Raw genomic sequence first — 26,932 nt, 5'->3', positions numbered from 1 at the left:
CGGACATGGCGGGTTGCGGCCGCCCTGAGCTTCCATGCGTGTCCCCTCATTTCCGGCGCGCATCGAAAGCATGCGCGAGATGCATAAGGTTTGATTAATTCGGGCCGGGCCGATAGATTTCAAGCAAATTCCATAACACGAGACGCCATGCCCCTCTCCCATTCTTCCATTCCCCCGATTGTTGTGATCGCGCCCGACTCGTTCAAGGGATCGCTCGACGCGGAACAGGTCGCCCAAGCCATTGCCAGCGGTATCCGGCGTGCCCGGGCCGATGCCGTCATCCGCATCGTGCCCATGGCCGACGGCGGCGAAGGCACGCTCGACGCTATGCTGGCGGCCGGCGGCGAGCGCCGTCTGATCAATGTCCGCGGTGCGTCGCCCAAACGGCGCGACGCCGCGACCAGTCTGCTCGACGATGGCAGCGCCATCCTGGAAACGGCGGAAGTCGTGGGCATCACGGACCCGGACGGCATGGCGGTGCCGGTCACCGAGCGCAGCACGCTCGGGATGGGCGAGGCGATCAGCACGCTGCTGGATCTCGGCGTGCGCAAATTCTATGTGGCGCTAGGCGGCAGCAGCACGAACGATGGCGGCGCGGGCTTGCTGGCGGGTCTCGGCCTCAAGCTTTTCGATGCCGACGGCAACGCGCTCGATCCCGTGCCGTCGCAACTAGCGAGGATTGCGCGCATCGATGCAACGGGGCTGGATCCGCGCGTGCACGAGGCGGAATTCACCGGCATGTCCGACGTGAACAATCCGCTTACCGGCGAACATGGCGCAACCGCGATTTTCGGGCCGCAAAAAGGCGTGACGCCCGAGCAGATTGCGACCATCGATGCCGCGCTCGCGCACTTCGCCGATCTGCTGGAACCCGCGCTCAATGTCGAAGCGCGCGATAAACCCGGCGCGGGCGCGGCCGGCGGTCTCGGTTTTGCGCTGCATATGCTGGGCGCGCGCTTCGAGGCGGGCGCCGAAGTGGTCGCGCGGGAAGTGGGGCTCGATGCAGCGCTGGACGGCGCCCATTGGCTGATCACCGGCGAAGGACGCTCGGATGTGCAGACGCTGCACGGCAAGGCGCCGTTTATTGCGTGCCAGCATGCGAAGGCACATGGCGTGGCTGCATCGTTGCTGTCGGGCGCGATCGATCCGGCGGCGCTGCCGCGTTTGTCGGAACATTTTAGCGGCTGCTTCTCGCCCGCGCCCGGGCCGATCACGCTGGAGGCCGCCATTCGTGACGCCGCCACGCTGCTAGCAAACGAAGCCGAGCAATTGACACGCTTGAAGTTCGGATCGAACGGAAGCTGATCGGCGCAACGGCTTTATCGCGTGCTGGCGATTCGTCCAGGATTGAACAGCACGCGATCCGATAACCACACGGCAAGCATTGTCAGGCCCATCATCGGGAAGACGATGCCAAGCGCCGTCAGGCCGATCGCCCACGCGCGCATGGGCGGGTTCACAGACGGCCGCGATGGAGCGCCCACAGTCACACCCGGGCGGCGCTTGCGCCACATCACAAAACCGCTCACGGTCATGGCGGCGAGACCAAGCGAAATTGCCGAAGCGAGCAACTGATTCGCCAAGCCGAAATAACGTCCCATGTGCAGCGACGTCCCGTACGAAATCCACTGCGCCACCCGGCCATAATCGCGATACGCGATGTCCGAGAGGATCTGGCCGCTGTACCGGTCGATGTGAAGCGTGCGTTCGTCTTGTGGATCGGCGGGAAAATAGGAGACCGTGTACACGCCTTGCGGCGTGGCCGGCAAAGCGATCTCGTAGCCGTCGTTGACGCCCGCTTGTGCTGCAATCCTCACCACTTGGGCGAGCGAAACCGTGGCCGCGCCCGTAGCGTCAGCGCTATGCGGAACATGCGTGGCGCCCACCGCCCAGGGTGTTTGCGGCAACGGCAGGTCGTCCATCTTCATGCCGGCCATCGAGGGATCAGCCATGTTCATCGCGGGCTCAGGCGTGATGGAATGAACATGCGCCTTGCCCCAGGCGCCCTTCGGATACCCAAGTTGCGCCGATGTCGCGAACGCCTTGAATTGCTTGCCCCACGTGCTTGACCACGGCAAGCCGCTCAGCACGAAAAACAATGCGCCTACAGCCAGCCATGCGCCGCCGACCGCATGCAATTCCCGCCACCACGCGCGGCCCTTTACAGACGCCAAACGCGGTACGAAACGTCCGCCCTTCTGCCGCGCTTTCGGCCACCATAACGCCACGCCCGTTGCGATCATCACGAGCGTCCAGCAACCGGCCAGTTCCATCACGATTTCACCGGTCTTGCCCAGCAGCAAGCCGCGATGAATATTGCGAATCTGCTTCATCAACCGGTTCTCCACGCTCAGCCGTCCAAGCATCGCACCACTGTACGGATCGATATAAACGCTTTCATTTGCACCCGATTTCAACTTGAAGATGAATTCTGCGCTACGGCGCGGATCGTTGTTGATCACGGCGGTCACGGGCGTTGCGTCGCGTGGCTCGGCGGCGCTTGCCTTGGCGAGCAATATCTCCTGATTCAGACGCGGCTCGCCGCGAGCATCCACGATCATTCGATCGCGATACAGCAACGGCTCGATCTGCGGTTGAAAGCAGTACAGCGTGCCGGTGATCGCGAGCACCAGCAGCAGCGGCATGACGAACAAGCCGGCATAAAAATGCCAGCGCCAGAGAAGACGATGCCGCGCGAGCGCGCGGGCATCGGATAGAGAAGCGGATTGCATGTGAGGTGTCCTCTTATTAATCAGGCAGCAAGCGCGCGCACGCGTCCTAGATACCGATACGTCCTTCGACATAAACCGTGCGTCCCGCGTACGGATGGAACACGTAATAGCGATGATCGAAGAGGTTATCCACGCCGATTCCAAGCTCGGTGCGCTTGGTTGGCTTGAAAGTGAACTTGGCGTCCACCACGGTGTACGTGCTCGTGCCGCCGTAGGTGTTGGGGTTCGTGTCCGTGTTGGTGAGCGTGTTGTACTCGCGGCCCGAATAACGCGCGGCGACGGTGACGGCGCTCTGGCTGGTCGCGCGCCAGGTTGCGGCCAGGTTCGCGCGCCACAACGGGATCCGGTAAAAGTACTTGCCTACCGACGCCGGATTACCGCTGTTCGCCACGATCTTCGACTGCGTGTACGCAAGACCCGCGGTGATATCGAGGCCATGAACCAGCACGTCCTGCCCTTCGTAGCTTGTCTCAATGCCGCGCGAGCGCACCTTGTCGATGTTCTGGAAATTGGTGATGTTCGGTATCACCGTGGTGTTGGTCTGGCTGAACAAGGTGTTTTTCACGTCGTCCTGAAACATCGTGAACCTGTACACCCCGTCTCCATGCTGCCACTCGGCGGTCAGTTCCTTGGAGAGATCGTCCTCGGGCTTCAGGTTAGGGTTGTTATTGACAATCGATAACCCCGTGATCTGCCCTTGAAACAACTCGCCGACGGTGGGGAATCTATAAGCGCGTCCTATCGATGCACGCAGCAAGAGGTCTTGCGTGGCATCGACGGAAAGCGACGCCTTGGGCGACCAGTGGCTCTGGCTCACATCGCTGTAGGCAAGCGACGTCGCGCCGATTGCACGCGAGCCGTCATAAGCGTTCCAGTTCTCGTAGCGCGCGCCATATGTGAACTTCCAGCGCGGCAAAAAGCGCCACGCATCCTGCGCATAGACGGCTTGAGTTTGCGTGCGCCCGCCGAATGCATTGGCGAACGAGGCTCCGCCGCCATCGCGCCACGCGGCTGTGTTGTAGGTTTCGTTGTCGAGGAAATAGTCGTCGTAGTGGTAACCGAACGAGAGCCAGTGCGCAGCAAGTCCCGGTGTTGCCGATGCAGGCGTCCACGTTGTGCGCAGGTCGAATGTTTTCCAGCCGGCGCCGTTGCCAAAAGCGATCGTGCCCGGTCCATTGCCTGGAACGCCCGAGTTCGCCGTGCGTGCAATGCTTTGCGTGATGTCGAAATACGACGCGACCGCCTCGGCGTTCCAGCCCGTCGCATTGCGCGTCTTGAGCGACAGCCCGTAGAGGAAGTTTTCGCTCGAACCCTGGCTCGGCGCAAACGTGGCGGCCGGGACGTTGTATTCGTAGCCGCCGATATTCACAAGGCCGCTATAAACGGCGTTGCCCGCGGCGTCGCGAAGAAACGATTGTGTGTCGCTGTTGTATTTCTGATGCCAGTAGCCAAGCGTGAAACCGGCTTGCAAGGTCGGCGTGAAATCGTACGCCAGCTTCAGCTTGAACTGATCTTGGAAGGTCCGCTCTATGCCTTCCGCCGTTACGCCCAGAACCGCGGTTCGCGCATTGTTCTGGTCGTTGTAGAAAATGGCGCCGGTCACAGGACGGTCGGTGGCCTTCGCCGGAACATTCGATGCAGCCAGTGTCGCGAACTGCAACGGCTGACCGGTGTTTTCCAGATGATCGACGCCAATCAGCCAGGACAGATTGCCGTTCTTGTCGCCAATGGTCGCCGACGAGTTGGTCCCGTTAAAGCTGCGGTTCACGCCGAACAGATCGAAATGCTGACTGAACGCCTGGACGTGCGCGTCCGCCTCGAATTTCTGCGGCATGCGCGTAGTGATCGCGACGGTTGCGCCAATCGAATTGCCGGGATAGAGCGCCGAATACGGACCATAGATCACATCGGTACGTTCTATGTTGTCCGCGAAGACCATCGACCAGCGCGGCGCGAACGTGAACGTGTTGCCGAGGAAATTGCTGAGCAGAAGTCCGTCGGCGTAGACGAGACCGCGCGCCGTTTGCGAATTACTCGTGCCGCGCACGGCGATGGGCGAATTCACATCGCCTATGAAACGCTTGCGTACAGCCAGGTTCGGCACGTATTTCAACACGTCTTCGGCCGTCACCACGTTCCAGTATTGCGACTGATCGGTGGTAACGGTCGCGGTCGTGGACGGCAGATCGGGATCGAGCGGGGAACGGGCGGACGGGCTCGACGTGCTGGTGACAATGACGGGAGCGAGCTGAACCGCGCTGGCGTCGGCATCGCGGCGATCGGGCGGCGTTTCGGAGTTGCCCGGGGCCGTGGCCGTGGTGACAGGCGCGGCTAGCGCGAACGCAGGCGCCATCAGCGAAAGCGGCACGCAGGCATGGGAATGAAAACTGAACGCGCGCGAACGCACGGCGGCACGGCGGCCGGATGGCTGCCGTGCTCGCTTGAGGAGCTTGAGCATCGAAGAAAATCCTGAATGAGTGGACGAGAGCCGGTCCAGCCGGACGAACGCGTTCGAATGAACGCTCAAACGGCGCGCGAGATCACGGCAGACTGGCTCTGACGACGGACTTCAGGAAACGATGGGAGGCGCGCGCGGTGACGCGGCGTTGAACGACTTGACATGTACCGCGCGCACGATCGGCTCGGCGGCAAGGCGCGTGACGCGTTCGACCCGCGCGAGCGCGGCCGGTGGCGCCGAGGCAAGCGGTACGTTGTGCGCGAGCAGTCCACAGTACGAACAGGCGTCGAAGGTATCGCCTGCCATGTGATGGCCGGCGTGTTCGTCCGGCACCGGCGACGCGCTTTGAGTGTGTCGCGGCGTATCGACCGAGCACAGCGCCGCGATCAGGTTGAACCGCGCTTCGTGCGAGACCAGCGTCTGGCTGATCACCGGCGCGACAATGGCAAGCCACATGGCGGCAATGCCGAGCCATGCAACAAAGCGATTGCGCGAAGTGCGGTTCATGGGCGTGAAAGTTGCCGATACGCAGACAAACAGGAATGAGTTGCGATTGTAGGCAGGTCGTTGTTTGTATGCAATGTAGATTGTTACGCGTGGAACCGCGTCGGGCTTCGGGCTGTTCGCATCGAAAGCGCCGCCGTGCAGACATTGGCGATCGATTCGGTTAGAATGCCGGGCTCAGTGGCTTTCATGACGACGTTCATGAGTCGAGTCACCGGAAAAGACACGCGTGAGTGGCGAAATTGGTAGACGCACCAGGTTTAGGTCCTGACGGCAGCAATGTCGTGTCGGTTCGAGTCCGACCTCACGCACCAGATTGAAAACGAAGCCCCGCGGCAAAAGCCGCGGGGCTTCGTCGTTAATGCGCCGAATGCGCGCCGGACCTGCGCGCCGAACCCGCTTCAAGTGCGCTGCAGCAGCACTTCATCGACCAAACCGTATTCCTGTGCCTGATGCGCCGACATGAAATTATCGCGGTCGGTGTCGCGTGCGACCTCCTCCTCGGTTTTCCCCGTGCGCTCGGCCATGATTCCATTCAGCCGGCGGCGCAGGTGCAGCACCTCCTCGGCTTGAATGGCAATATCCGCCGCCGTGCCCTGCGAGCCGCCCGATGGCTGGTGAATCATGATGCGCGCGTTCGGCAGTGCATAGCGCTTGCCTTTTGCGCCTGCATTCAGCAGAAACGTGCCCATGCTGGCGGCAAAACCTGTGCACAGCGTGGATACGTCCGGGCGAATGAACTGCATGGTGTCGAAAATCGCCATGCCGTCGTAGACCGAGCCGCCCGGCGAGTTGATATACAGCGAAATGTCCTTTTCCGGGTTCTCTGCTTCGAGAAACAGCAACTGCGCGACGACAAGACTCGCCGTCTGGTCGGTCACCGGCCCGACCATGAAAATGATGCGTTCGCGCAGCAGCCGCGAATAAACGTCGTAGGCGCGCTCGCCGCGTCCGGATTGCTCGATGACGGTCGGTACGAGACCAAGGTTCAACGGGTTCATGTCTATCGGTTCCTGGGTGTTTCCGGTTTTGGGAATTCCATCCGGTATGACGCGCGCGACGGTATGTGCGTGACACCAGCGCAATACCGTCGCCCGCGATATATTTTTTCCGCCGGCTGTCACGTTTGCCGCGTAACGGACGTCAAAGACCGTCATACGTCATAAATGCAACAAGGAGAAAAGGCATGAACGTGGATATCGAATCACATCGCGATCGGGCGCAGCTCGCCATTTTCGAGGCCGCGCGCCCGCGGCTTTTCTCGCTCGCGTACCGGATTCTTGGCGTGCGCGCGGACGCCGAGGACGTCGTCCAGGACACGTTCGTGAAATGGCATCTGCATCAGCGGGCGAGCGCTGCGGATACGCTCGATACGCCGGCGGCGTGGCTCACGACGGTCGCAAAACGCATGGCTATCGACCGGTTGCGGCGTAAGGCGCGGGACTCGCGGCTCGTGGACGAAATCGATTTCCTGCTCGGGGATAACGTGCCGTCCGCGCAGGCTTTGGCCGAGCGTACGTCCGATTTATCGTACGGAATGCGCCGCGTGTTCGAGCGTCTTTCGGCGGAAGAACGCGCCGCGTTTTTGCTGCGCGAAGCGTTCGACGAGGACTATGCGAGCATCGCCAGCATCCTGAACCGGAGCGCGGCGCATTGCCGGCAGATCGTGCATCGGGCAAAAGACCGCGTGCGCGACGACCGGCGCGATCGTCCGGATAACACGTCTGATGTGCGTGACACCGTCGAACCCGCCGTCGAACCCGCCATCGAACCGCTACTCGATGCCATCGCGCGTCAGGACGTGCATGCGCTCGTTGCATTGACGCTCGCCGCCGCGCCAGCAACATCGGCGAGTGCGCACGCGGCAATGCTGACGCGCGACCTGATCGCGCGACTGAGGATCGGACGTATCGATCTGCACGCCAACGCCCACACGCCGCTCATTACCGCTCCCGTCCTCGCATAAGGCAAATTTGCCCGCTATGCGCCGGTTCACGGCGCGGCTTGCGCTACGCGCGTCGCATTGCGGACAAAAACTCCACGCACCGGGTCGCAAACGAATTCTTTCGCCGGAACTGTCTCGTGTATCCTGAATTCAGGCGGCTGGATCGTCCGGCCGCCGCAATAAAAGGGTTCACATGGATTTCAGCAAACAGGTTCCGAAAGCGGCAGTGTGCTCGCACGGCGCCGACCGGCTCCCCGGCCTGCATTTGGGACGAGTCATCAGGTGAAAGAGCCGCAACGCTTTACGGTCCGGCATACGAGTATTTATCGATACTCGGAGCCGGTCGATTTCGGCGAGCATCGAATGATGTTCAGGCCAAGGTCCAGCCACGATCTGCGGCTGGTTACCACGCAGTTGAAGATCACGCCCGAGCCGGCGCGGCTGCGCTGGCTGCACGACGTCTTCGATAACTCGGTGGCCGTCGCCACATTCGACACGCAGGCGACCGAACTGACTTTCGAAAGCGAGGTCACGCTGGAGCATTTCGAGTCGCCGCAACCGGACTACGCGCTGGAGCGCTATGCGCTCACGTTTCCCTTCGCGTACACGAACGAGGAAGCATCGGATCTGGTTAATGCGCGCAATCGCCCGGAACCGGACAGCGACGTCGACGCGTGGGCACGGCGGTTTGTCGCGCCGGGTGAAAGTATCGGCACGATGGCGCTCCTGCGGGCAATGACGCAGGAGATCAACGACGATTTCAAGTACGTGCGGCGCACGGAAAAAGGCGTGAATCGCCCCGCCGACACGTTGCGTTTGCGCAGCGGCAGTTGCCGCGATTTTGCGGTGCTGATGATGGACGCGGTGCGATCGCTCGGGCTTGCGGCGCGCTTTGTCAGCGGCTACATCTTCGTGCCGGAACGCGACGCCACGCGCGGCGGCGGCGCGACGCACGCGTGGCTGCAGATCTATCTGCCGGGCGCGGGCTGGGTGGATTTCGATCCTACCAACAGCATTGTTGGCAATCGTCATCTGATCCGCGTCGCGGTCGCCTGGGATCACCATCAGGCCCTGCCACTGTGGGGAACCTGGAATGGCGAGCCAGGATCGTTTCGAAGCCTCGATGTCGAGGTCAGCGTGACCGAGAACCAGTGACGTCTTCTTTCATAGTTCATAGCAAAAGGCACCTCCCATGAAACTCCGCGTTGGCTACGAACTGGTCTATGAGTGTCCGCAACCGACACCCATGCTGCTCATGTTGAACACGCATTTCACGTTTGCGCCGCAGGTGTTGCTGGCCGACGTGCTGACAGTCGATCCGCCGGTGCCGATCTCGCAGTATCGCGATGGATTCGGCAACCTGTGCAGCCGGCTCGTCGCGCCGGCGGGACGCATATCGCTGTCGACGTCCGCGCTGCTGGAGGTATCGGGCGAATTCGAGCAGCCCGGGCCGAACGGCGAACAGCACCCGGTGGAAGATCTGCCAAACGAGTGCCTCGTGTTCATGCTGGGCAGCCGTTATTGCGAGACCGATCTGCTCTCCGACTTCGCGTGGAAGCAGTTCGGCAATACGCCGCCGGGACGGGCGCGCGTGCAGGCGATCTGCGATTTCGTGCACAACCACATTGTCTTCAACTACGCGCACGCACGGCCCACGAAAACCGCCTTTGAAGCCTATCAGGAGCGTCAGGGCGTCTGCCGCGACTTTGCGCACCTGGCCGTGACGCTGTGCCGGGCCATGAACATTCCGGCGCGATACTGCACGGGTTATATCAGCGACGTCGGCCTTCCTCCGCCTTACGCCGCGATGGATTTCGCGGCGTGGTTCGAGGCATATATCGGCGCAAGCTGGCAGACTTTCGATCCACGCAACAACGCGCCGCGGATCGGACGCGTGTTGATGGCGCGTGGCCGCGATGCGGCGGATGTAGCGATCAGCAATACTTTCGGGCCTACGGCCCTGCTTAAATTCGATGTCATTTGCGAGCCGGAGGAAGCACGTGTTTGATTCGGAATGCCAAGTAGCTCGCGCTGAGACGCCGCTGTTTCTGCGCAGGTACTTGCGCCTTGCAGCACATTCCCATCCGGGTGATAATTCGCCCGGAAACTCGCGCGGGACCAGAACACGCGCAGGCACAACAGACTAACCGTCCTCCCCTACTCGTCCTCACGCCAGAACGGCCAGAGCCATTGAGTTTCAATGGCTTTTTTTCTGGGCGGGACTTTTCGGCTTCGCGCCGTCTTCACTCCATTGCCGTGAACTTCGACGACTATTGCCAGCAAAAAGCCGCACCCGATGGCTCCAGCACTTACTACGCACTGCGCCGCGCGCCAGCTTCGAAGCAGGCGCTTCTGACCGCACTCCACGCCTTGCGCCGCGAACTCGAGGAAACGGCCAGGGAAACAAGCGATCCGACCATCGGCCGGACAAAACACGCATGGTGGCAGAAGGAACTGGCGAGCCTCTTTGGTGGTGAGCCGATGCATCCGGTCACGAAAGCCATTGCCGCCCATCAGGCCGCGACGCCCGTTCTGGACAATGAAGGCCGCGGATACATCGACAACATGGTCGATGGCTTCGAACTCGATCTGGAGCAAGCGCGGTATATGGACTGGGCCGGTCTTCGGCGTTATCTGGATAACGCGGGCGGCGCGTTTGCCGCGATCGTCGCGCGCGCCACCGCACGCCGCCCCGAAGACGCCCCAAACTGGGCGATGGCGCTTGGATCGGCACTGATGCTTGCCGAGCGCGTGGAGAATATCGGCGACGACGCGCGTCATGGCCGCATCTATTTGCCTATAGATGAACTGCAGCGCCATGGCGTCACGGCCGCCGATCTGATCAACCGCAAATACAGCGACGCGTTTATCGAACTCATGCGCTTTCAGACGGGCCGCGCCCGTGACGCGCTCAACCAGGCGCTGGCAGCGATTCCCGCCGACGAACGCCCGACGCAGCGCGTGTTGCGCTCGCACGCGGCGTTATCGCTGGCTTTACTCGATGAGATCGAACGCGAGAATTTTCAGGTCCTGCACCAGCGCATCGCGCTTACGCCGATCCGCAAGCTGTGGATCACCTGGCTGGTCCGCTAGGCCGCCCGGGCGCGTAATAACGGCAGCGTCTGGAACCTGCCGCCGAGGATTGCGGCGCAGTCCATGCCCCACCAGGGTCCAAGGACGGTCGCATACATCTGGCGGAAGTCCACGCTCACTGGAAGATTGCCGTTACCGTCGAGCCGCGCGAGCGCGGGCGCTTCGCCGTGCAATCCACCGTTCACACCGCCGCCCATGACGAAATGCGGCGCGGCCGTGCCGTGATCCGTACCATTGCTTTCGTTTTCGCGGGGCCCGCGGCCGAACTCGGAGTACGTCATCACGAGCGTATTGTTCCATTGGCCGAGTTCGGTCAACGACGACCGAATGGCGGCCAATCCCTCCGATAGCTGCTTGAGCAAAGCCGCGTGCTGTACCGGCTGGTTCTGATGGGTATCAAAGCCGCTGAGAGTGAGGCGGATAACCGGTATTCCCTGGCCGGACAACGCGTCCCTTCTAGCGAGCGCGCTCATTGCTGTTTCGATCGACGCGCCAAATGGACCATCGGGGAAAGTTGTCTCTAACGCCGGCGATGCAGCCTGCAAGGATTCGAACCTGCTGGTCGTCATGGCGAAGCTTGCCCGCGCCGCTTGGGTATCGAATGCGCGCGTGAGCCAGCCATCGCGAAGATACTGATCAGAACGTGACGCCGTGTCCCAAATTTCCATCGATCGAAAATGCGAGAGGTTCTGGCGTGGATAACCCATGCCTTGCACAATCGCGAGTTGCCCGTCGCGCCAGATAGGCATCAGGGACTGCATCGAGGGATGAATCCCCGTGCGCTCGTCCAACTGCAGCACATGCTCGCGATGAATGCCGATCGTCGGACGCAAGCTCAAGTAAGCGGGATCAGCGAAGGGAATGACCGTATTCAGGCCGTCGTTGCCGCCGTTCAACTCGATCAGGATAAGGAGCTTTTCATGGCGACGCGGCAGAACCTCGCGAGCCATGACGAGCGCTGGCGGTATCAGCACACACGTGCTGGCCGCCATGGATGTGCATAGAAAATCGCGTCGGTTCATTGGCCGATCCGCATCTCACGCATCTCACGCATCTCACAACTCGCAGGCACGAACCAGATTGCACTCACCGCTTGTACAAGTCCCGGACCGCTTCCTCGATATGCTGGCGCAGCAGCCTGCGTTCGTCGGCGGTCATTACCCCGTGCCTCGGCGGACGTTCGGGCGGTTGCGGATCTGGCGGCGGAGGCTGCATGACAGGCATTTGCTGGGCGTGAGTATTTCCCGGCTGCTTTCCCATTCGATGCTGGGCGCGCATAACGCGTCCGTCGAAACTGCGGCTTTTTTGAGGACGCGTATTTGAATCGTCGGAAGCCGAATTCTCACCGCCTTCCCGATTCAAATAACCTGATGAAGAAGAAGCCCACGACGAATCGGGCCGGTCAAATGCCGACGCATTGCGACTGGAGGATTGGGATGGTTGCGCGAAAACACAGCGCACGGCAAACACGGCGTAAAACGCGCTGGCGATCAGCGTTAGTCGGATGATGCGCTTGGTGCGCACAGGTTTGCGCCGCCGCGCTCCCTTCATGTTGTTCCCTTCGTTGCTCGACAACCGGACAGTCTCAGGCTCTTTGGCGTGCTTGCGTGGCATGCAAGGTGGACGGTCAATGCCGCCATGATGCTGACGCGCAATCGTTGTACTAATGGAGTATCTACCGAATGACGGGCTTAGGTAAAGGAGTGTACGCATAGAACCTTTACGTCGTGCCACAGTCGCCGTAAATTTTGTAACTATCTGTTACCTTATAATTCACGCAAACTCGCACCTCTTTCTAATCGCGCTAAGATGCCGTCATGGAAACCAAAAATCCCTCAAAAATACTCGTAGTCGACGACGATCCCCGTTTGCGCGATCTTTTACGGCGTTATCTCGGTGAACAGGGCTTTAATGTCTATGTTGCCGAAAATGCGCCGTCGATGAACAAGCTCTGGGTTCGCGAACGTTTCGACCTGCTCGTGCTCGACCTCATGTTGCCGGGGGAAGACGGCCTGTCGATCTGCCGGCGTTTGCGCGGCAGCAACGACCGCACGCCAATCATCATGTTGACCGCGAAGGGTGAAGACGTGGATCGTATCGTGGGCCTGGAAATGGGCGCCGACGATTACCTTCCCAAGCCGTTCAATCCGCGTGAACTCGTGGCCCGGATTCATGCCGTGCTGCGCCGGCAGTCGCCATCGGAATTGCCCGGCGCACCGTCCGAGACCGCGGAAGTCTTTGAGTTCGGCGAATTTGCGTTGAATCTCGCCACGCGCACGCTCACCAAGAATGGACAGGAAATCCCGCTGACCACGGGTGAGTTCTCCGTGTTGAAAGTCTTTGCGCGTCATCCGCGTGCGCCGCTGTCGCGTGAAAAACTGATGGAACTGGCGCGCGGACGTGAATATGAAGTGTTCGACCGCAGTCTCGATGTCCAGATTTCCCGGCTGCGCAAGCTGATCGAGCCGGACCCGAGCAGCCCGCGCTTTATCCAGACGGTGTGGGGGCTTGGGTACGTCTTCATTCCTGACGGCGCGGCTTGAGCGTTGAGTACGATTAGTACGATTGAGTTCTGATTGAGCCCTCGCACACGCGCTTTACGCGCGCCACAAGCACGAGCATCAACGAGCCATGCGGATTGACAGGCGGCTACTGACGCTCGCGTTCGGCGGCCTGTTCTGGCGGACGTTCGCCCTTATCGCGCTGTTGATCGCGGTGAGCATTGCCGCCTGGTTCCAGAGCTTCCGTGTGATCGAGCGCGAGCCGCGCGCCCAGCGCGTGGCGCTGCAGCTCGTCGCCGTCGTGAAACTTACGCGCACCGCCCTCCTTTATTCCGATCCCGATCTGCGCCGCGCCCTGCTGCAGGATCTGGAAAGCAACGAAGGGGTGCGCGTGTATCCGCGTGAGACCACGGACAAATACCGCCTGCAACCCGATGAGTCGCTGAACCGGCTGATCGAGCGCGACGTGCGCGGCCGGCTTGGCAACGACACCGTCATCGCGCAGTCGGTGAACGACATCCCGGGCGTGTGGATCAGCTTCAAGATCGACGACGACGACTACTGGGTTGCGCTCGATCGCGATCAGCTCGATACCGTCACTGGCCTGCAATGGGCCGGCTGGGGTATCTTCGCGCTCGCGCTGTCCCTCTTCGGTGCGGCGTTCATCACCAGTCTCGTCAATCGGCCGTTTGCGCGGCTCGCGCTCGCCGCGCGCAAGGTTGGATCGGGTCAGTCGCCCGAGCCGCTCCCGGAGCGCGGCATGGGCGTTGCCGCTGAAACCAATCGAAGCTTTAACCAGATGGTGCAGGACCTGGAGCAACTCGACGCCGACCGCGCGCTGATGCTCGCCGGCATCTCGCACGACTTGCGCACGCCGCTTGCGCGCCTGCGGCTGGAAACCGAGATGAGTCCGTCGGACGAAGCCACGAAACTCGCGATGGTCGATGACATCGAACAGATGGACATGATCATCGGGCGTTTTCTTGACTACGCCCGCCCGATGCAGCGCATGGCGGAAGCCGTGGATCTTTCCATGATCGGCGGTGAGATGGCCGCGCGCTTCCTGACCGAGGAAGGCGTGGTGATGAAAACCGATCTTGCGCAAGGCGCGATCATCGAGGGAGATCCCACCGATGTGCGGCGCGTGATCGGCAACCTGCTGGAGAACGCGCGCAAATATGGCCGCAGCGCCGCCGACGACGTCGCGCGGATCACGCTGCACACTCGGGTCAGTCACGGGCGCGTGGAATTATCCGTGATGGACGAAGGGCGCGGCATTCCCGAAGATCAGGTGGCGCTGATCACACGGCCGTTCTATCGCGTCGATACAGCCCGCACGCAAGCCAACGGCACCGGCTTGGGCATGGCGATCGTGCAGCGGCTGGTGACACGACAGCGCGGCACGTTGCGGCTTCGCAATCGTGCGCCGCAACCGGGCTTCGAAGTCACTATCGACTTCCCGGCGATGGAAAAGCGCACCCTGCGATCCTGAGAAATGGCGCATTGCAGCGTTTAAAAAATCTATCAATCCGTTCGTCAAAAGCTATCTAAAGTGTTAGCTAAAAACTATTGATACGATCGCTTAATAGAGTTATAGTGAACCTCGTTCTGCGCACTTTGCACGGCGTCCGCGCTTGATGCGGCGTCATGCGAGCGTTACAGCGATCGGGTAATCTTGGTTTTTCTTCCAACGAACACAGGAGTATTCATATGAAGACCGTGGGCGATAAAGTCGAAGCGTTTACCGTTACTGCCGCTAAACCGGGTTTCAACAATCACGAAGAAAATGGCGTGTCGGCGTTCGAGGAGATCACCGAACAGTCATTTCCTGGCAAATGGAAGATCCTGTATTTCTACCCGAAGGACTTCACGTTCGTTTGCCCCACGGAGATCGTCGAGTTCGGCAAGCTGAACAGCGACTTTGCCGACCGCGACGCGGTGCTGCTTGGCGGCAGCGTGGACAACGAGTTCGTGAAGCTTGCATGGCGCCGCGAGCACAAGGACCTGAACAAGCTGAACCACTATTCGTTCGGAGACGTGAAAGGCGAGTTGATCGACCAGCTCGGCGTGCGCGACAAGGAAGCCGGCGTAGCGTTGCGCGCAACGTTCATCATCGATCCGGACAACGTGATCCAGCACGTGTCCGTGAACAACCTGAACGTCGGCCGCAATCCGGAAGAAGTGCTGCGTATTCTGGATGGCCTGCAAACGGACGAACTCTGCCCGTGCAATCGCGCTGTCGGCGGCACGACGCTATAAATTGGAATCGTATTCCGGCGAGAAGCCCTCGTGGCTTGGCGCCCGAGCCCGTCTGCTTGCGCGTTGCGCTCGAGCCGGCGGGCTTTTTTATCGGTTAAAGAATAGGAGAAATTTATGGAATTCCTCGCATCGATTAAAGAACTGATTCCCGATTACGCCAAGGACATCCGGCTCAACGTGGACGGGACGATTGCGCGGTCATCGCTGGAAGGCAACGACGCCGTGGGCGTCGCGCTCGCGGCCGCGTATGCCGCAAAGGCTACGAAGATTGTCGCGTTGATCCGCGATTCAGGCGTTTTAACGGCCGAGGAAACGAATGGCGCGCTGACCGCGGCCGCGTTGATGGGCATGAACAACGTCTGGTACCCGTATCTGGAAATGGCCGATAACGCCGATCTCAAGACGCAACCCGCCAACCTGCGGATGAACGCGTATGCCACGCATGGCGGCGTGGATAAACGGCGCTTCGAAATGTTCGCGCTGGCGGCATCGATTGTCGGGAAATGCCATTTCTGCGTGAAATCGCATTATGAAAATCTTGTTGGCGAAGGAATGAGCACGACCCAACTTCGCGATGTCGGGCGAATCGCCGCCGTGATTGTCGCCGCCCAGTTGGCGATTACGGCCGAAGGCAAGTAACGGATATGTCCTGCTCGAACCGGCGGATGGTTTTCATCGTTTGCCGGTTCAGCAGAGGTTGGTTTCCGCCTACGCGTCAATCCCCGTGCGCATCAACAGCACCGCCGCCTGCGCTTCGATCCCTTCCTTGCGTCCCAGATAGCCCAGTTTTTCGTTGGTCTTCGCCTTGACGTTCACGCGACTCAGCGGCAGTTCCAGATCCTCCGCAATATTCGCGCGAATCGCTTCGATAAACGGCGCAAGCTTCGGCGCCTGCGCAATCACCGTGGAATCGACGTTCATGATCGCGAACCCCGCCTCCGATACCCGCGCAAAAGCTTCCCGCAATAAAACCCGGCTATCGGCGCCCGAAAATTCGGCATTGGTATCCGGAAAATGGCGGCCGATATCGCCCATGGCCGCCGCGCCGAATAACGCGTCCGTGATCGCGTGCAGCAGCACGTCGGCGTCCGAGTGTCCGAGCAATCCGCGCTCATAGGGAATCGTCACCCCGCCGATGATCAGCGGCCGCCCTTCGACCAGTTGGTGAACGTCGTAGCCTTGTCCGATTCTGAAATCCATCGATAATCCTAGATAGGTAAGCGAGCAATACAGCGAAAAGCCAAACGAAACTCAGGCTGCGCCAAGCATGGCCGCCGCGAGCGCGAAATCCTCGGGATACGTGACCTTGAAATTGCGCAAGCTTCCTTGAATCAAACGCGGCGCATGCCCGAGCCATTCAATGGCGCTGGCTTCGTCGGTGAGATCGTGGCCGTCCTGCTGCGCGCGCGTGATCGCGTCGCGCAACATGCCGAGCCGGAACATCTGCGGCGTCTGCGCCTGCCACAATCCGTTGCGCGATTCGGTACGGGCGATGCGCCCTTCGTCGTGCAGCGCGCCTTCGGCCTCGATGCGCTTTAAGGTGTCCGCCACCGGCAGCGCCAGAATCCCGCCGACGGGATCGTTCTTCAACTCGCCCACCAGCCTGCGGATCATCTCGGGCGTGAGCCCTGGCCGTGCGGCGTCGTGCACGAGAACCCAATCGTCGTCGCGGGCGCCAAAACCGGCCAGTGCGGCGAGACCGTTGAATACCGACGCCTGCCGCGTCGCGCCCCCGCAGCGCTGCACGGCAAAGCGCAGGCCGGCAAAACGGCGGTCATCGAAGTGATGATCGCCCGGCGCGAGCACCACGAGCGTCTGCGCAAACTCCGAGCAGGCGTCAAACGCGGCGAGCGAATATCGCAACATAGGATGGCGGCCGACGGTCTGATATTGCTTCGGTATTGGCGCGCCGGACCGGCTGCCGTTGCCGGCGCACGGGATGAGGGCGAACAGGCGGGAAGTCACGAGTTGAAAACGCCCAAGTCAAAAGTGAAGCCCGGATTTTATAATAGGTCTATCGCGACCATGCCGGTCCCGCATGCACTTTCGCACGCGAACGGTTCCCCGCACACTTTATGCCTTCAAAAGCCGTCAGTTTGCACTCAACGTCTCCTATCGCACTCGTCAAGGCCGGTCAACGCTTTGTCTTCGATGGCGCCACCGGTTCCTCCGACGCCCTCGCGCTCGCGCGTTATCACCTCGCGTTCCGCGAAAAAGTCCCTTTATTGGTCGTGATGTGCGCAAGCGCCGTGGATTCGCAGCGTCTCGCCGTCGAAATTCCGTTCTTCGCGCCCGACGCCCGCGTGAGGCTCCTGCCCGACTGGGAAACGCTGCCTTACGACACGTTCTCGCCCCATCAGGACCTGGTTTCCGCCCGCTTAGCCACGTTGCACGATCTGGGCGAAGGCCGCTGCGACATCCTGCTCGTGCCTGCGACCACGGCGTTGTACCGGATGCCGCCCGCGTCCTTCCTGGCCGCGTACACGTTTTCGTTCACGCAGGGCGAGCGGCTCAACGAGGCGAAGCTCAAGAGCCAGTTGACGCTCGCGGGTTACGAGCACGTGAGCCAGGTCGTGCGTCCCGGCGAATATTGCGTGCGGGGGTCGTTGCTGGATCTGTATCCGATGGGCTCCGCGCTGCCGTATCGGATCGATTTGTTCGACGATCAGGTCGATTCCATTCGCGCCTTCGATCCCGACACGCAGCGCAGCTTGTATCCCGTGCGCGAAGTGCGCCTGCTCCCGGGCCGCGAATTTCCCTTCGATGAACCCGCCCGCACCGCCTTTCGCAGCCGCTGGCGCGAGGTGTTCGAAGGCGACCCGAGCCGTTCTTCGATCTACAAGGACATTGGCAATGGCGTGCCGGCGGCGGGGATCGAGTATTACCTGCCTTTGTTCTTCGACGAAACCGCCACGCTTTTCCATTATTTGCCGCAAGACGCGCAACTGGCGTTTGTGGGCGACATGGACGCGGCCATCAAGCGTTTCACGAACGACACGAAGCAGCGCTATAACTTCCTGTCTCATGACCGCGAGCGGCCGCTGCTCGAACCACAACGCCTCTTTCTTTCCGACGACGACTTCTTTTCCTTCGCCAAGCCCTTCGCGCAACTCAAGTTTCCGCCCACACCGGAAGGCGGCTGGGCGGTGCCGTTGCCGGATCTTGCCGTCGATCGCCATGCCGAGGACCCGCTGCTCGCGCTGCGTCATTATCTCGAGCAGACGCCGAATCGCGTGCTGCTCGCAACCGAATCGGCCGGCCGGCGGGAAACCATCCAGCAACTGCTTGCCGACAACGGCCTGCGTGCCGCGCTAGACGACACCTTCCAGCAATGGCTCGCGGGCGAAGCGAAGTTCTCGCTGGGCGTGGCGCCGCTTGCGAACGGCTTCGCGTTGCCCGAAGAAGGCATCTCGATCGTCACGGAGACCGAGCTTTACGGACAACTCACGCGCCGCGCCGGACGCCGCCGCCAGGAACAGGCGAGCAACGTCGATTCGATGGTGCGCGACCTCTCCGAACTGAAGATCGGCGACCCGGTCGTGCACACGCAGCACGGGATCGGGCGCTACATGGGACTGGTATCGATGGATCTCGGCGAAGGCGAAACCGAATTCCTCCATCTCCAGTACCAGAACGAAACCAAGCTGTACGTGCCGGTCGCGCAGCTTCACGTGATCTCGCGCTACAGCGGCGCGGACCCGGACACGGCGCCGTTGCATGCGCTTGGCTCCGGCCAGTGGGACAAGGCCAAACGCAAGGCCGCCCAGCAGATCCGCGATACCGCCGCCGAGCTGCTCAACCTCTACGCACGCCGCGCACTGCGTCAGGGACACGCATTCCCCCTCGAAGCCCGCGACTACGCGAAATTCGCGGAAAGCTTCGGCTTCGAGGAAACGCCCGACCAGGCCGCGGCGATCGCGGCTGTTATTGGCGACATGACGAGCGGCAAGCCAATGGACCGGCTCGTTTGCGGCGACGTGGGTTTCGGCAAGACGGAAGTGGCGCTGCGGGCGGCGTTTATTGCGGTGCTCGGCGGCAAACAGGTGGCGATTCTCTCGCCAACCACCCTGCTCGCCGAACAGCACACCAACACCTTTACCGACCGCTTTGCCGACTGGCCCGTGAAGATTGCCGAGTTGTCACGCTTCAAGAGCACGAAAGAAGTGGCCGGATCGATCCAGGCAATCAACGACGGCACTGTCGATATCGTCATTGGCACGCACAAGCTGCTTTCCAACGATGTGGTGTTCAAACGGCTGGGGCTCGTGATCATCGACGAGGAACACCGCTTCGGCGTACGCCAGAAGGAAGCGTTGAAAGCGCTGCGCGCTGAAGTCGATGTACTCACGCTCACCGCCACGCCCATTCCGCGCACGCTTGGCATGGCGCTGGAAGGCTTGCGCGATTTTTCGATCATCGCGACCGCGCCGCAAAAGCGCCTCGCGATCAAGACCTTCGTGCGCCGCGAGGAAGACGGCGTGATCCGCGAAGCGATGCTGCGCGAACTCAAACGCGGCGGCCAGGTTTATTTCCTGCACAACGAGGTCGAGACCATCGAGAACCGCCGTTCGATGCTCGAAGCCCTCGTGCCCGAGGCGCGGATTGCGGTCGCCCACGGGCAAATGCACGAGCGCGAACTCGAACGCGTGATGCGCGATTTCGTCGGCCAGCGCGCGAACGTGCTGCTGTGCACGACGATTATTGAAACCGGTATCGACGTGCCGAGCGCAAACACCATCCTGATTCATCGCGCCGATAAATTCGGCCTCGCGCAGTTGCATCAGTTGCGTGGCCGCGTCGGGCGCTCGCACCATCAGGCCTACGCGTACCTGCTGGTGCACGACCCCGCCGCGCTCACGAAACAGGCGCAGCGCCGGCTTGAAGCGATCCAGCAAATGGAGGAACTCGGTTCGGGCTTCTATCTCGCCATGCACGACCTGGAAATTCGCGGCACGGGCGAAGTGCTCGGCGACAAACAATCCGGCGAGATCCACGAGATCGGTTTCCAGCTTTACACCGACATGCTCAACGACGCCGTGCGGGCGCTGAAAGAAGGCCGCGAGCCGGATTTGAACGCGCCGCTCGCCGCCACGACCGAGATCAACCTGCACGCGCCCGCGATCCTCCCGGCCGACTATTGCGGCGACGTGCAGGAACGTCTGTCGCTGTACAAGCGTATGGCGAACTGCGAGTCGAGCGATGCCATCGATTCGATCCTGGAAGAGCTCGTAGACAGATTCGGCAAGTTGCCGCCACAGGCGAATGCGCTGATCGAGACGCACAAGCTGCGGCTCGCGGCCAAGCCGCTCGGCATCCTGAAGATCGACGCGGCCGAGCACGTGATTGCGCTGCAGTTCATTCCGAACCCGCCTATCGATGCAATGAAGATCATCGAGATGGTGCAAAAGCACAAGCACATCAAGCTCGCGGGGCAGGACAAGCTGCGCATCGAAGTGCGCAGCCCGGATCTCGCCGTTCGCATTTCCACGGTGAAGGAAACGTTGCGCGCGCTGGGCGCGCCGGTACGGCAAGCGAAGCCGGCGGCCGCCATTGCGCCATCGCGTTAGTTTTTCAAGGCTTTTTCGGTATCATCGAAAGTGAAAATCAAGGAGAGTGTCATGTCGCAGATCGCTGAACCGACGGCTTCCGCCGCCCAAACACCTTCCTCCGAACCGGCGTCGCTGGCGTGGATCAAGAAGCTCGTCTCCTTCGATACCGTCAGCCGCAACCCGAACATGGGCTTGATCGAAACGGTGCGCGACGAACTGCGCGCGGCGGGAATTGAAGGCACGCTCACCACCGATCCGACCGGCAAATGGGCCAATCTGTTCGCGACCGTTCCCGCGCACGACGGCGCGACGAATGGCGGCATCGTGCTGTCGGGGCACACGGACGTAGTGCCGGTCGACGGCCAGAAATGGGATAGCGATCCGTTCAAGCCCGAAGTGCGCGACGGTCTGCTGTATGGCCGCGGCACGTGCGACATGAAGGGGTTTATTGGCGCGGCCCTGACGTTGCTGCCGAAGATGCAGGCCACGAAACTCGCGCGCCCCATTCACTTCGCCCTCTCCTTCGACGAAGAAATCGGCTGCGCCGGCGCGCCGCTCATGATCGCCGACCTGCAAAAGCGTGGCTTGAATCCTGATGGCTGCATTGTGGGCGAGCCAACGAGCATGCGGCCGATCATCGCTCACAAGGGCATCAACGCCTATAACTGCTGCGTGCGCGGCTTTGCGGCGCATTCGTCATTGACGCCGAAGGGTTTGAACGCGATCGAATACGCGGCGCGCCTGATCTGTTTTATCCGCGACGTCGCCGACGAATTCCGCGCGCAAGGTCCGTTCGACGAACAATACGACGTGCCCTTCACGACCGCGCAGACGAGCACGATCAATGGTGGCAACGCAATCAACACGGTGCCTGCGGAATGCAACTTCGCGTTCGAATTCCGCAACTTGCCGACGCTGGATCCGGAGCCGATTTATCGGCGTATCGAACAATACGCCCGCGAGGAATTGCTGCCGAAGATGCAGAAGGAACACGCGAATTCGGCAATCGAGTTTTCGAAGATCGCTTCGGCGCCGGGGCTGGATGCGTCCGAGCAAGCCGCCATCACGCAACTCGTGCGCGCGCTGACGGCGAATCAGGACAAGCGCAAGGTCGCCTATGGCACGGAAGCCGGCTTGTTCCAGTTGGCTGGCGTGCCGAGCATTGTGTGCGGGCCGGGGAACATTGAGCAGGCGCACAAGGCTAACGAATATGTGTCGCTGGAACAGCTTGTGGCTTGCGAGGCGTTTTTGGGCAAGTTCATTCACAGCATGTCGGTTGAGGCGCAGGCGCGTTGATTCCATGAAACCCTCTGCCGCCCTCGATCTAAAACGCGACATCGTGCGGGAAGCTGTTGGCCGCTTTCGCGCCGCCAATCCGCGTGTGTTCGGCTCGGTTTTGCACGGCACCGACCTGGATGGCAGTGACCTGGATTTGCTGGTCGACGCGTTGCCGGGCGCTACGCTGTTCGACTTGGGCGGCTTGCAAATAGAACTTGAGGAGATGCTTGGCGTGGCCGTTGATCTGCTCACGCCAGGCGACCTGCCAATCAGGTTTCGAGCGCAGGTGTTAGCGGAAGCAGCGCCGGTATGAGCGATAACATCCGTCTTTCAGATTATCTCGATCACATTCAGCAAGCCGCTTGTGATGCATACAGCTTTGTTAGCGGAATGGACAAGGCTCAATTTTTAGCGGATAAACGCACACAAAGCGCAGTCGTCATGAGTTTGGTCATCATGGGCGAAGCATCGACGAAAGTCATGGATCGGCATCCCGAATTCGCGCAGCAACACGCCGGGATTCCCTGGCGTAGCATGCGAGGAATGCGTAATCGTATTGCGCACGGCTACTTCGAAATCGACCTCGATCTGGTATGGGATACCGTTCAGACCGCGTTGCTGGACCAATTGAACAAAAACACGCGCGCAGTACGACAACGAAGGCATAGGCCCTGGTCACTCTTCAAATTCGCCTGACTAGCACAATACATCTCATGTCCACCGCCCATCACCCCGACCAGACCATCGACGGCACGCCGATCCCCACTCTCGACGACATCGCCGCCCAGCACATGGCGCTCGCGCCGTGGGTCGCGCGCACGCCGACCTTCGAGCGGCACGACTTCCCCACGCTCGAAGACACGTCCGTCAATTTCAAGTTCGAACTGCTGCAGGTCGGCGGCACATTCAAGACGCGCGGCGCGTTCTCGCACCTGCTTGCGCTCTCCGAAAGCGAACGCGATGCCGGCGTCACGTGTGTGTCGGCGGGAAATCACGCGGTGGCCGTCGCTTATGCCGCCGTGCGGCTCGAGATTGGCGCGAAGGTCGTGATGATCAAGACGGCAAGTCCGGCGCGCATCGCGCTGTGCCGCCGTTACGGCGCCGAAGTGGTGATGGCGGAGAACGGGGCTGAAGCGTTCGAGATCGTGCGGAAGATCGAAGCGGAAGAAGGCCGCTATTTCGTGCATCCGTTCAATGGATACAGGACTGTGATCGGAACGTCCACGCTCGGTTACGAATGGACCTCGCAGGCGCCCGATCTCGATGCGGTGATCTTGCCTATCGGTGGCGGCGGGCTCGCGGCGGGCGTGTCGCTGGCGTTCCGGCTCGCGAATCCATCGATACACGTATATGGCGTCGAGCCCGCGGGCGCCGACGCAATGAGCCAGAGCTTCGCAGCAAATCACACGATCAAGATGGGCGCAATGCAAAGCATCGCGGATTCATTGATGGCGCCGCATACCGAGGAATATAGCTACGAGTTGTGCCGGCGGCATATCGACCGTCTGGTGACCGTAACCGATAACGACTTGCGCCACGCCATGCTGCATGTGTTCAACGAGCTGAAGCTGGCGGTCGAGCCTGCATGCGCCGCGGCCACGGCGGCGTTGCTCGGGCCGTTGCGCGAATCGCTGGAAGGAAAACGCGTCGGCGTCCTGCTGTGCGGCACGAACACCGACCCGGCAACCCTGAACAAGCACCTTTCGGCGGCGGCGCAAAACGGCTAAAGCACGTTGGTCAGGCGCTTGCGCTCGTTTCTCTGCATGACGTAATTCGCGCCGATCACGCCGACCGTCACAAACGCAATAAACAACGTGGCAAGCGCGTTCATTTCGGGATTCAATCCGAGCCGGACGCGCGAAAACACGACCAGTGGCAATGTGGTCGATCCCGGTCCCGACAGGAACGCGGACAAAACGAGGTCATCGATGGAAAGCGTGAACGACAGCAGCCACCCCGCCACCAATGCCTGCGATATCAACGGCAATGTGATCGCAAAAAACACGCTCAATGGCGTTGCGCCCAGATCGAGCGCGGCTTCTTCAAGCGACGGATTCAATTCCCTGACCCGCGATTCCACAATGATAGCAACGTAGGAAATACACAGCATCACGTGGCCAATCCAGATGGTGAACAAGCCGCGTCCCGCCGGCCAGCCGAATACCTTGGCCATTTCCACGAACAGCAATAACAGCGATATCCCCTGGATCACTTCGGGAATCACCAGCGGCGCGTTGATCATGCCGGCGTACAGCGTGAAACCGCGAAACCGGCCCATGCGCGCGAGTACATAACCCGCCCACGTCCCGATCACCACTGAAGCACACGCGGTAAATACCGCAATTCGAATCGATAACCACGCTGCGTTAATCAGTTCGTCATCGTGAACCAACGCGCGGTACCACTTGAACGAAAATGCGGTCCAGACCGTGACCAGTTGCGATTCGTTGAACGAGTACACAATCAGGCTGATGATCGGAATATAAAGAAACAGAAATCCGATCCCGAGAAACGTGAAGCGCAGCGAGCGGCTGGGCTGGATCATCGTTTCTCCTCCAGTTGCTTCGCCTGGTAATACTGGAAGACCGCCATGGGCACGAGCAGCAACAGAACCATTGCGCACGTCACGGCTGAAGCCATGGGCCAATCGGCGTTATCGAAGAATTCATTCCACATCACGCGGCCGATCATCAAGGTGTCCGCGCCGCCGAGCAATTCCGGAATCACGTACTCGCCGACCGCGGGAATAAACACCAGCAGACAACCGGCAATAATCCCGTTCTTCGACAGCGGCAGCGTGATCTGCAAGAACGCTTTCCACGGCTTCGCGCCAAGGTCATAAGCGGCTTCAAGCAAGGTCAGATCCATCTTCACCAGATGGGCGTAAAGCGGCATCACGAGAAACGGCAAATACGAATACACCATGCCGATATACACCGCGATATTCGTGTGATACAGCTCAATGGGCGAATGAATGATCCCTGTCCACATGAGGAAGTTATTCAGCAAGCCGTTATTCTTGAGAATGCCAATCCACGCATAAACGCGAATCAGAAACGACGTCCAGAACGGCAGCATCACGGCCATCATCAGCAGATTGCGAGTCGCCGGATTCGAACGCGCGATGTAATACGCCATTGGATAACCAATCAGCAGACACAGCAACGTCGATACGCCCGCGACCAGCAGCGAGTTCATATACGTCGCGAAGTACAGGCTATCCGTCAGCAGAAACGCATAATGCGAGAAATCGAGCGCGATACTCAGCACGCCCTCTTTCAACGCGGTCAATTCCGTGTAGGGCGGAATGCCGAGGCGTGAATCGGAGAAACTGATCTTTACAACCAGAAGGAACGGCACGAGAAACAACAGCACGAGCCAAAGATACGGCCCGGCAATCACAGCCGTCCTTCCGGAGAGGCCGAACCGCTGCCGGATTGATTGCAGCGCCCTCATGCTGTGAGCACCACGCCCGCGGATGCCGACCAGCGCACATAAACCTCGTCGTCCCAGGTGGGCGATTCGAGTTCGCCAGCCGTGAGGCTCGACAAGTTCGCCAGCACCACCTTGCCGCTGTCGAGCTTCACGTGATAAAGCGTATAGCCGCCCATGTACGCGATGTTCGCAATCGTGCCGTGGCCCCAGTTGTAGGCGCCTTCGGGCGGTTTGCGCGTCAGCGCGATGCGCTCGGGGCGAACCGAGATGGTGACGGGCATGCCGAGCGGTCCCGTGATTCCGTGGTTCACGTACAGGCGCGAAGGCAGATCTTTCGATTCCACGAAGATATGATCGGGTTCGTCCTCGACCACGTTGCCGTCGAACAGATTGGTCGAACCGATGAATTCCGCCGTGAACCGGCTATTCGGATATTCGTAGACCTCGTGCGGCGTGCCGGTCTGCACGATCTCGCCCTCGCTCATCACCGCAATCCGGCCGGCCATGGTCATGGCCTCTTCCTGGTCGTGCGTGACCATGATGCATGTGACGCCGACCTTATCGAGAATGTTCACCAGCTCGATCTGCGTGCGCTGACGGATTTGTTTGTCGAGCGCGGACATGGGTTCGTCGAGCAGCAGCAGTTTCGGACGCTTTACAAGACTGCGGGCGAGCGCCACGCGCTGTTGCTGTCCACCGGACAACTGACTGGGCTTTCTCTGCGCGTAGCGCGCCATCTGCACGAGTTCAAGCGTCGCGTGCACCCGCTCTTTCAGTTCCGCGCCGCGCACGCCCTCCTGCTTGAGCCCAAACGCGACATTCGACTCCACCGACATATGCGGAAACAGCGCGTACGACTGGAACATCATGTTCGTCGGCCGTCGATACGGCGGCATGGCGGCGAGATCCTCGCCATCGATGAGAATGTGCCCCGAGCTCACCGACTCGAGCCCGGCGAGCATGCGCAGCAAAGTGGATTTGCCGCAGCCGGAACTGCCGAGCAGCGCAAACAACTCGCCCCTTTTCACCGACAGATTCACGCCTTTCACCGCGACGGTTTCGTCGAACTTCTTGAAGACATCGACGATCCGCACGAAGTTGTTTTCGGCCCAGTCCGGGCTGCGCATGCCGGGTTCGGGGCGGCGGCCGTTGGGACCGGCGGGGACGCCGGAACCGCC

Annotated in this window: 25 protein-coding genes and 1 tRNA gene; 15 read left to right on the top strand and 11 right to left on the bottom strand. The window is 60.8% G+C overall.

From position 1 onward, the window contains the following. The first annotated feature begins 147 nt into the window (after positions 1-147). Positions 148-1,305 carry a glycerate kinase gene (locus AWB64_RS20180; RefSeq protein WP_060857193.1) on the top strand — a complete coding sequence of 386 codons (1,158 nt, stop codon included), beginning with the start codon at positions 148-150 and terminating at the stop codon, positions 1,303-1,305. 14 nt (positions 1,306-1,319) lie between these two features. On the opposite strand, the gene AWB64_RS20175 is transcribed toward AWB64_RS20180, so the two are convergent. From AWB64_RS20175 to AWB64_RS20165, 3 genes are all read right to left on the bottom strand, one after another. Then, on the bottom strand, positions 1,320-2,732 hold the full coding sequence (locus AWB64_RS20175) for a PepSY-associated TM helix domain-containing protein (protein ID WP_060857192.1): 1,413 nt from the start codon (positions 2,730-2,732) through the stop codon (positions 1,320-1,322). 46 nt (positions 2,733-2,778) lie between these two features. Further along, entirely contained in the window at positions 2,779-5,085 is a 2,307-nt protein-coding gene (locus AWB64_RS20170) for a TonB-dependent receptor (RefSeq protein ID WP_374728639.1), read from the bottom strand. A gap of 216 nt (positions 5,086-5,301) precedes the next feature. Further along, positions 5,302-5,697 (bottom strand): DUF2946 domain-containing protein, encoded by a 396-nt coding sequence (locus AWB64_RS20165; protein WP_060857190.1) that lies wholly within the window; start codon positions 5,695-5,697, stop codon positions 5,302-5,304. Positions 5,698-5,921: 224 nt separating this feature from the next. Between AWB64_RS20165 and AWB64_RS20160 the strand changes: the two genes are divergently transcribed. Next, positions 5,922-6,008 (top strand) — tRNA-Leu (locus AWB64_RS20160). A gap of 87 nt (positions 6,009-6,095) precedes the next feature. Here the strand turns inward: AWB64_RS20160 and clpP are convergent. Continuing rightward, the gene (clpP, locus tag AWB64_RS20155; RefSeq protein ID WP_060857255.1) at positions 6,096-6,695 is read right to left on the bottom strand and encodes an ATP-dependent Clp endopeptidase proteolytic subunit ClpP; all 600 of its coding nucleotides are present in this window, start codon (positions 6,693-6,695) and stop codon (positions 6,096-6,098) included. A 185-nt stretch (positions 6,696-6,880) separates the two neighbouring features. Here clpP and AWB64_RS20150 point away from each other — a divergent pair, with 185 nt between their 5' ends. From AWB64_RS20150 to AWB64_RS20135, 4 genes are all read left to right on the top strand, one after another. Beyond that, positions 6,881-7,660, top strand: coding sequence for a sigma-70 family RNA polymerase sigma factor (locus AWB64_RS20150; RefSeq protein WP_060857189.1), 780 nt, complete (start codon positions 6,881-6,883; stop codon positions 7,658-7,660). Positions 7,661-7,921: 261 nt separating this feature from the next. After that, the gene (locus tag AWB64_RS20145; RefSeq protein WP_060857188.1) at positions 7,922-8,794 is read left to right on the top strand and encodes a transglutaminase family protein; all 873 of its coding nucleotides are present in this window, start codon (positions 7,922-7,924) and stop codon (positions 8,792-8,794) included. 37 nt (positions 8,795-8,831) lie between these two features. Further along, a complete protein-coding gene (locus tag AWB64_RS20140) occupies positions 8,832-9,647 on the top strand; it encodes a transglutaminase-like domain-containing protein (RefSeq protein WP_060857187.1) in 816 nt (271 codons plus the stop codon). 248 nt (positions 9,648-9,895) lie between these two features. Further along, a complete protein-coding gene (locus tag AWB64_RS20135) occupies positions 9,896-10,732 on the top strand; it encodes a squalene/phytoene synthase family protein (protein ID WP_060857254.1) in 837 nt (278 codons plus the stop codon). On the opposite strand, the gene AWB64_RS20130 is transcribed toward AWB64_RS20135, so the two are convergent. Then, positions 10,729-11,754: a DUF1501 domain-containing protein gene (locus AWB64_RS20130; protein WP_060857186.1), complete on the bottom strand. Its 1,026-nt coding sequence runs from the start codon at positions 11,752-11,754 to the stop codon at positions 10,729-10,731. The genes AWB64_RS20135 and AWB64_RS20130 overlap by 4 nt on opposite strands. Positions 11,755-11,818: 64 nt before the next feature. Then, positions 11,819-12,346: a hypothetical protein gene (locus AWB64_RS20125; protein ID WP_244164128.1), complete on the bottom strand. Its 528-nt coding sequence runs from the start codon at positions 12,344-12,346 to the stop codon at positions 11,819-11,821. Between the two features lie 203 nt (positions 12,347-12,549). Here AWB64_RS20125 and ompR point away from each other — a divergent pair, with 203 nt between their 5' ends. From ompR to AWB64_RS20105, 4 genes are all read left to right on the top strand, one after another. After that, on the top strand, positions 12,550-13,275 hold the full coding sequence (ompR, locus tag AWB64_RS20120; protein WP_056353156.1) for a two-component system response regulator GluR: 726 nt from the start codon (positions 12,550-12,552) through the stop codon (positions 13,273-13,275). An 88-nt stretch (positions 13,276-13,363) separates the two neighbouring features. Next, on the top strand, positions 13,364-14,725 hold the full coding sequence (locus AWB64_RS20115) for a two-component system sensor histidine kinase GluS (protein ID WP_060857184.1): 1,362 nt from the start codon (positions 13,364-13,366) through the stop codon (positions 14,723-14,725). 218 nt (positions 14,726-14,943) lie between these two features. Further along, positions 14,944-15,492, top strand: coding sequence for a peroxiredoxin (locus AWB64_RS20110; RefSeq protein ID WP_060857183.1), 549 nt, complete (start codon positions 14,944-14,946; stop codon positions 15,490-15,492). 114 nt (positions 15,493-15,606) lie between these two features. Continuing rightward, complete coding sequence (locus AWB64_RS20105; RefSeq protein WP_060857182.1) at positions 15,607-16,131, top strand: carboxymuconolactone decarboxylase family protein; 525 nt, start codon at positions 15,607-15,609, stop codon at positions 16,129-16,131. 69 nt (positions 16,132-16,200) lie between these two features. Here AWB64_RS20105 and ispF read toward each other — a convergent pair whose 3' ends face one another. Both ispF and ispD read right to left on the bottom strand, forming a co-directional pair. Then, complete coding sequence (ispF, locus tag AWB64_RS20100) at positions 16,201-16,692, bottom strand: 2-C-methyl-D-erythritol 2,4-cyclodiphosphate synthase (RefSeq protein WP_060857181.1); 492 nt, start codon at positions 16,690-16,692, stop codon at positions 16,201-16,203. Positions 16,693-16,743: 51 nt separating this feature from the next. After that, entirely contained in the window at positions 16,744-17,457 is a 714-nt protein-coding gene (gene ispD / locus AWB64_RS20095) for a 2-C-methyl-D-erythritol 4-phosphate cytidylyltransferase (RefSeq protein WP_060857180.1), read from the bottom strand. 110 nt (positions 17,458-17,567) lie between these two features. Between ispD and mfd the strand changes: the two genes are divergently transcribed. The 5 genes from mfd to AWB64_RS20070 are packed head-to-tail and all read left to right on the top strand — an operon-like array spanning position 17,568 to position 24,046. Beyond that, positions 17,568-21,059: a transcription-repair coupling factor gene (mfd, locus tag AWB64_RS20090; RefSeq protein ID WP_060857179.1), complete on the top strand. Its 3,492-nt coding sequence runs from the start codon at positions 17,568-17,570 to the stop codon at positions 21,057-21,059. A gap of 51 nt (positions 21,060-21,110) precedes the next feature. Then, positions 21,111-22,337: an acetylornithine deacetylase gene (gene argE, locus AWB64_RS20085; RefSeq protein WP_060857178.1), complete on the top strand. Its 1,227-nt coding sequence runs from the start codon at positions 21,111-21,113 to the stop codon at positions 22,335-22,337. Between the two features lie 4 nt (positions 22,338-22,341). Further along, positions 22,342-22,632 (top strand): nucleotidyltransferase family protein, encoded by a 291-nt coding sequence (locus AWB64_RS20080; RefSeq protein WP_060857177.1) that lies wholly within the window; start codon positions 22,342-22,344, stop codon positions 22,630-22,632. Beyond that, the gene (locus AWB64_RS20075; protein ID WP_060857176.1) at positions 22,629-23,015 is read left to right on the top strand and encodes a HepT-like ribonuclease domain-containing protein; all 387 of its coding nucleotides are present in this window, start codon (positions 22,629-22,631) and stop codon (positions 23,013-23,015) included. The genes AWB64_RS20080 and AWB64_RS20075 overlap by 4 nt, the downstream gene beginning before the upstream one ends. A 17-nt stretch (positions 23,016-23,032) precedes the next feature. After that, a complete protein-coding gene (locus AWB64_RS20070; protein ID WP_060857175.1) occupies positions 23,033-24,046 on the top strand; it encodes a threonine/serine dehydratase family protein in 1,014 nt (337 codons plus the stop codon). Here AWB64_RS20070 and AWB64_RS20065 read toward each other — a convergent pair. Genes AWB64_RS20065 through AWB64_RS20055 form a run of 3 tightly spaced genes read right to left on the bottom strand, consistent with a single transcriptional unit; the run spans position 24,043 to position 26,881 of the window. After that, the gene (locus tag AWB64_RS20065; RefSeq protein ID WP_374728636.1) at positions 24,043-24,864 is read right to left on the bottom strand and encodes an ABC transporter permease subunit; all 822 of its coding nucleotides are present in this window, start codon (positions 24,862-24,864) and stop codon (positions 24,043-24,045) included. The genes AWB64_RS20070 and AWB64_RS20065 overlap by 4 nt on opposite strands. After that, a complete protein-coding gene (locus tag AWB64_RS20060; RefSeq protein WP_060857174.1) occupies positions 24,861-25,775 on the bottom strand; it encodes an ABC transporter permease subunit in 915 nt (304 codons plus the stop codon). Before AWB64_RS20060 ends, AWB64_RS20065 begins: the two co-directional genes overlap by 4 nt. Further along, positions 25,772-26,881 (bottom strand): ABC transporter ATP-binding protein, encoded by a 1,110-nt coding sequence (locus AWB64_RS20055; protein ID WP_060857252.1) that lies wholly within the window; start codon positions 26,879-26,881, stop codon positions 25,772-25,774. The genes AWB64_RS20060 and AWB64_RS20055 overlap by 4 nt, the downstream gene beginning before the upstream one ends. Between the last annotated feature and the right edge of the window lie 51 nt (positions 26,882-26,932).

Source organism: Caballeronia sordidicola, from assembly GCF_001544455.2.
GTDB classification, from domain to species: Bacteria; Pseudomonadota; Gammaproteobacteria; order Burkholderiales; family Burkholderiaceae; genus Caballeronia; species Caballeronia sordidicola.
This window is presented reverse-complemented; position numbering and strand designations above follow the sequence as displayed.

Excerpts from the sequence above, each read along its gene's own strand:
- AWB64_RS20175 (WP_060857192.1), bottom strand. The coding sequence starts at position 2,732 with ATGCAATCCGCTTCTCTATCCGATGCCCGCGCGCTCGCGCGGCATCGT.
- ompR (WP_056353156.1), top strand. The coding sequence starts at position 12,550 with ATGGAAACCAAAAATCCCTCAAAAATACTCGTAGTCGACGACGATCCC.
- AWB64_RS20110 (WP_060857183.1), top strand. The coding sequence starts at position 14,944 with ATGAAGACCGTGGGCGATAAAGTCGAAGCGTTTACCGTTACTGCCGCT.
- AWB64_RS20060 (WP_060857174.1), bottom strand. The coding sequence starts at position 25,775 with ATGAGGGCGCTGCAATCAATCCGGCAGCGGTTCGGCCTCTCCGGAAGG.
- mfd (WP_060857179.1), top strand. The coding sequence starts at position 17,568 with ATGCCTTCAAAAGCCGTCAGTTTGCACTCAACGTCTCCTATCGCACTC.
- AWB64_RS20170 (WP_374728639.1), bottom strand. The coding sequence starts at position 5,085 with ATGGCGCCTGCGTTCGCGCTAGCCGCGCCTGTCACCACGGCCACGGCC.
- AWB64_RS20070 (WP_060857175.1), top strand. The coding sequence starts at position 23,033 with ATGTCCACCGCCCATCACCCCGACCAGACCATCGACGGCACGCCGATC.
- AWB64_RS20080 (WP_060857177.1), top strand. The coding sequence starts at position 22,342 with ATGAAACCCTCTGCCGCCCTCGATCTAAAACGCGACATCGTGCGGGAA.
- AWB64_RS20140 (WP_060857187.1), top strand. The coding sequence starts at position 8,832 with ATGAAACTCCGCGTTGGCTACGAACTGGTCTATGAGTGTCCGCAACCG.
- AWB64_RS20180 (WP_060857193.1), top strand. The coding sequence starts at position 148 with ATGCCCCTCTCCCATTCTTCCATTCCCCCGATTGTTGTGATCGCGCCC.
- AWB64_RS20150 (WP_060857189.1), top strand. The coding sequence starts at position 6,881 with ATGAACGTGGATATCGAATCACATCGCGATCGGGCGCAGCTCGCCATT.
- AWB64_RS20105 (WP_060857182.1), top strand. The coding sequence starts at position 15,607 with ATGGAATTCCTCGCATCGATTAAAGAACTGATTCCCGATTACGCCAAG.
- clpP (WP_060857255.1), bottom strand. The coding sequence starts at position 6,695 with ATGAACCCGTTGAACCTTGGTCTCGTACCGACCGTCATCGAGCAATCC.
- ispF (WP_060857181.1), bottom strand. The coding sequence starts at position 16,692 with ATGGATTTCAGAATCGGACAAGGCTACGACGTTCACCAACTGGTCGAA.
- AWB64_RS20065 (WP_374728636.1), bottom strand. The coding sequence starts at position 24,864 with ATGATCCAGCCCAGCCGCTCGCTGCGCTTCACGTTTCTCGGGATCGGA.
- AWB64_RS20125 (WP_244164128.1), bottom strand. The coding sequence starts at position 12,346 with ATGCCACGCAAGCACGCCAAAGAGCCTGAGACTGTCCGGTTGTCGAGC.
- AWB64_RS20055 (WP_060857252.1), bottom strand. The coding sequence starts at position 26,881 with ATGCGCAGCCCGGACTGGGCCGAAAACAACTTCGTGCGGATCGTCGAT.
- AWB64_RS20075 (WP_060857176.1), top strand. The coding sequence starts at position 22,629 with ATGAGCGATAACATCCGTCTTTCAGATTATCTCGATCACATTCAGCAA.
- argE (WP_060857178.1), top strand. The coding sequence starts at position 21,111 with ATGTCGCAGATCGCTGAACCGACGGCTTCCGCCGCCCAAACACCTTCC.
- AWB64_RS20130 (WP_060857186.1), bottom strand. The coding sequence starts at position 11,754 with ATGAACCGACGCGATTTTCTATGCACATCCATGGCGGCCAGCACGTGT.
- AWB64_RS20115 (WP_060857184.1), top strand. The coding sequence starts at position 13,364 with ATGCGGATTGACAGGCGGCTACTGACGCTCGCGTTCGGCGGCCTGTTC.
- AWB64_RS20165 (WP_060857190.1), bottom strand. The coding sequence starts at position 5,697 with ATGAACCGCACTTCGCGCAATCGCTTTGTTGCATGGCTCGGCATTGCC.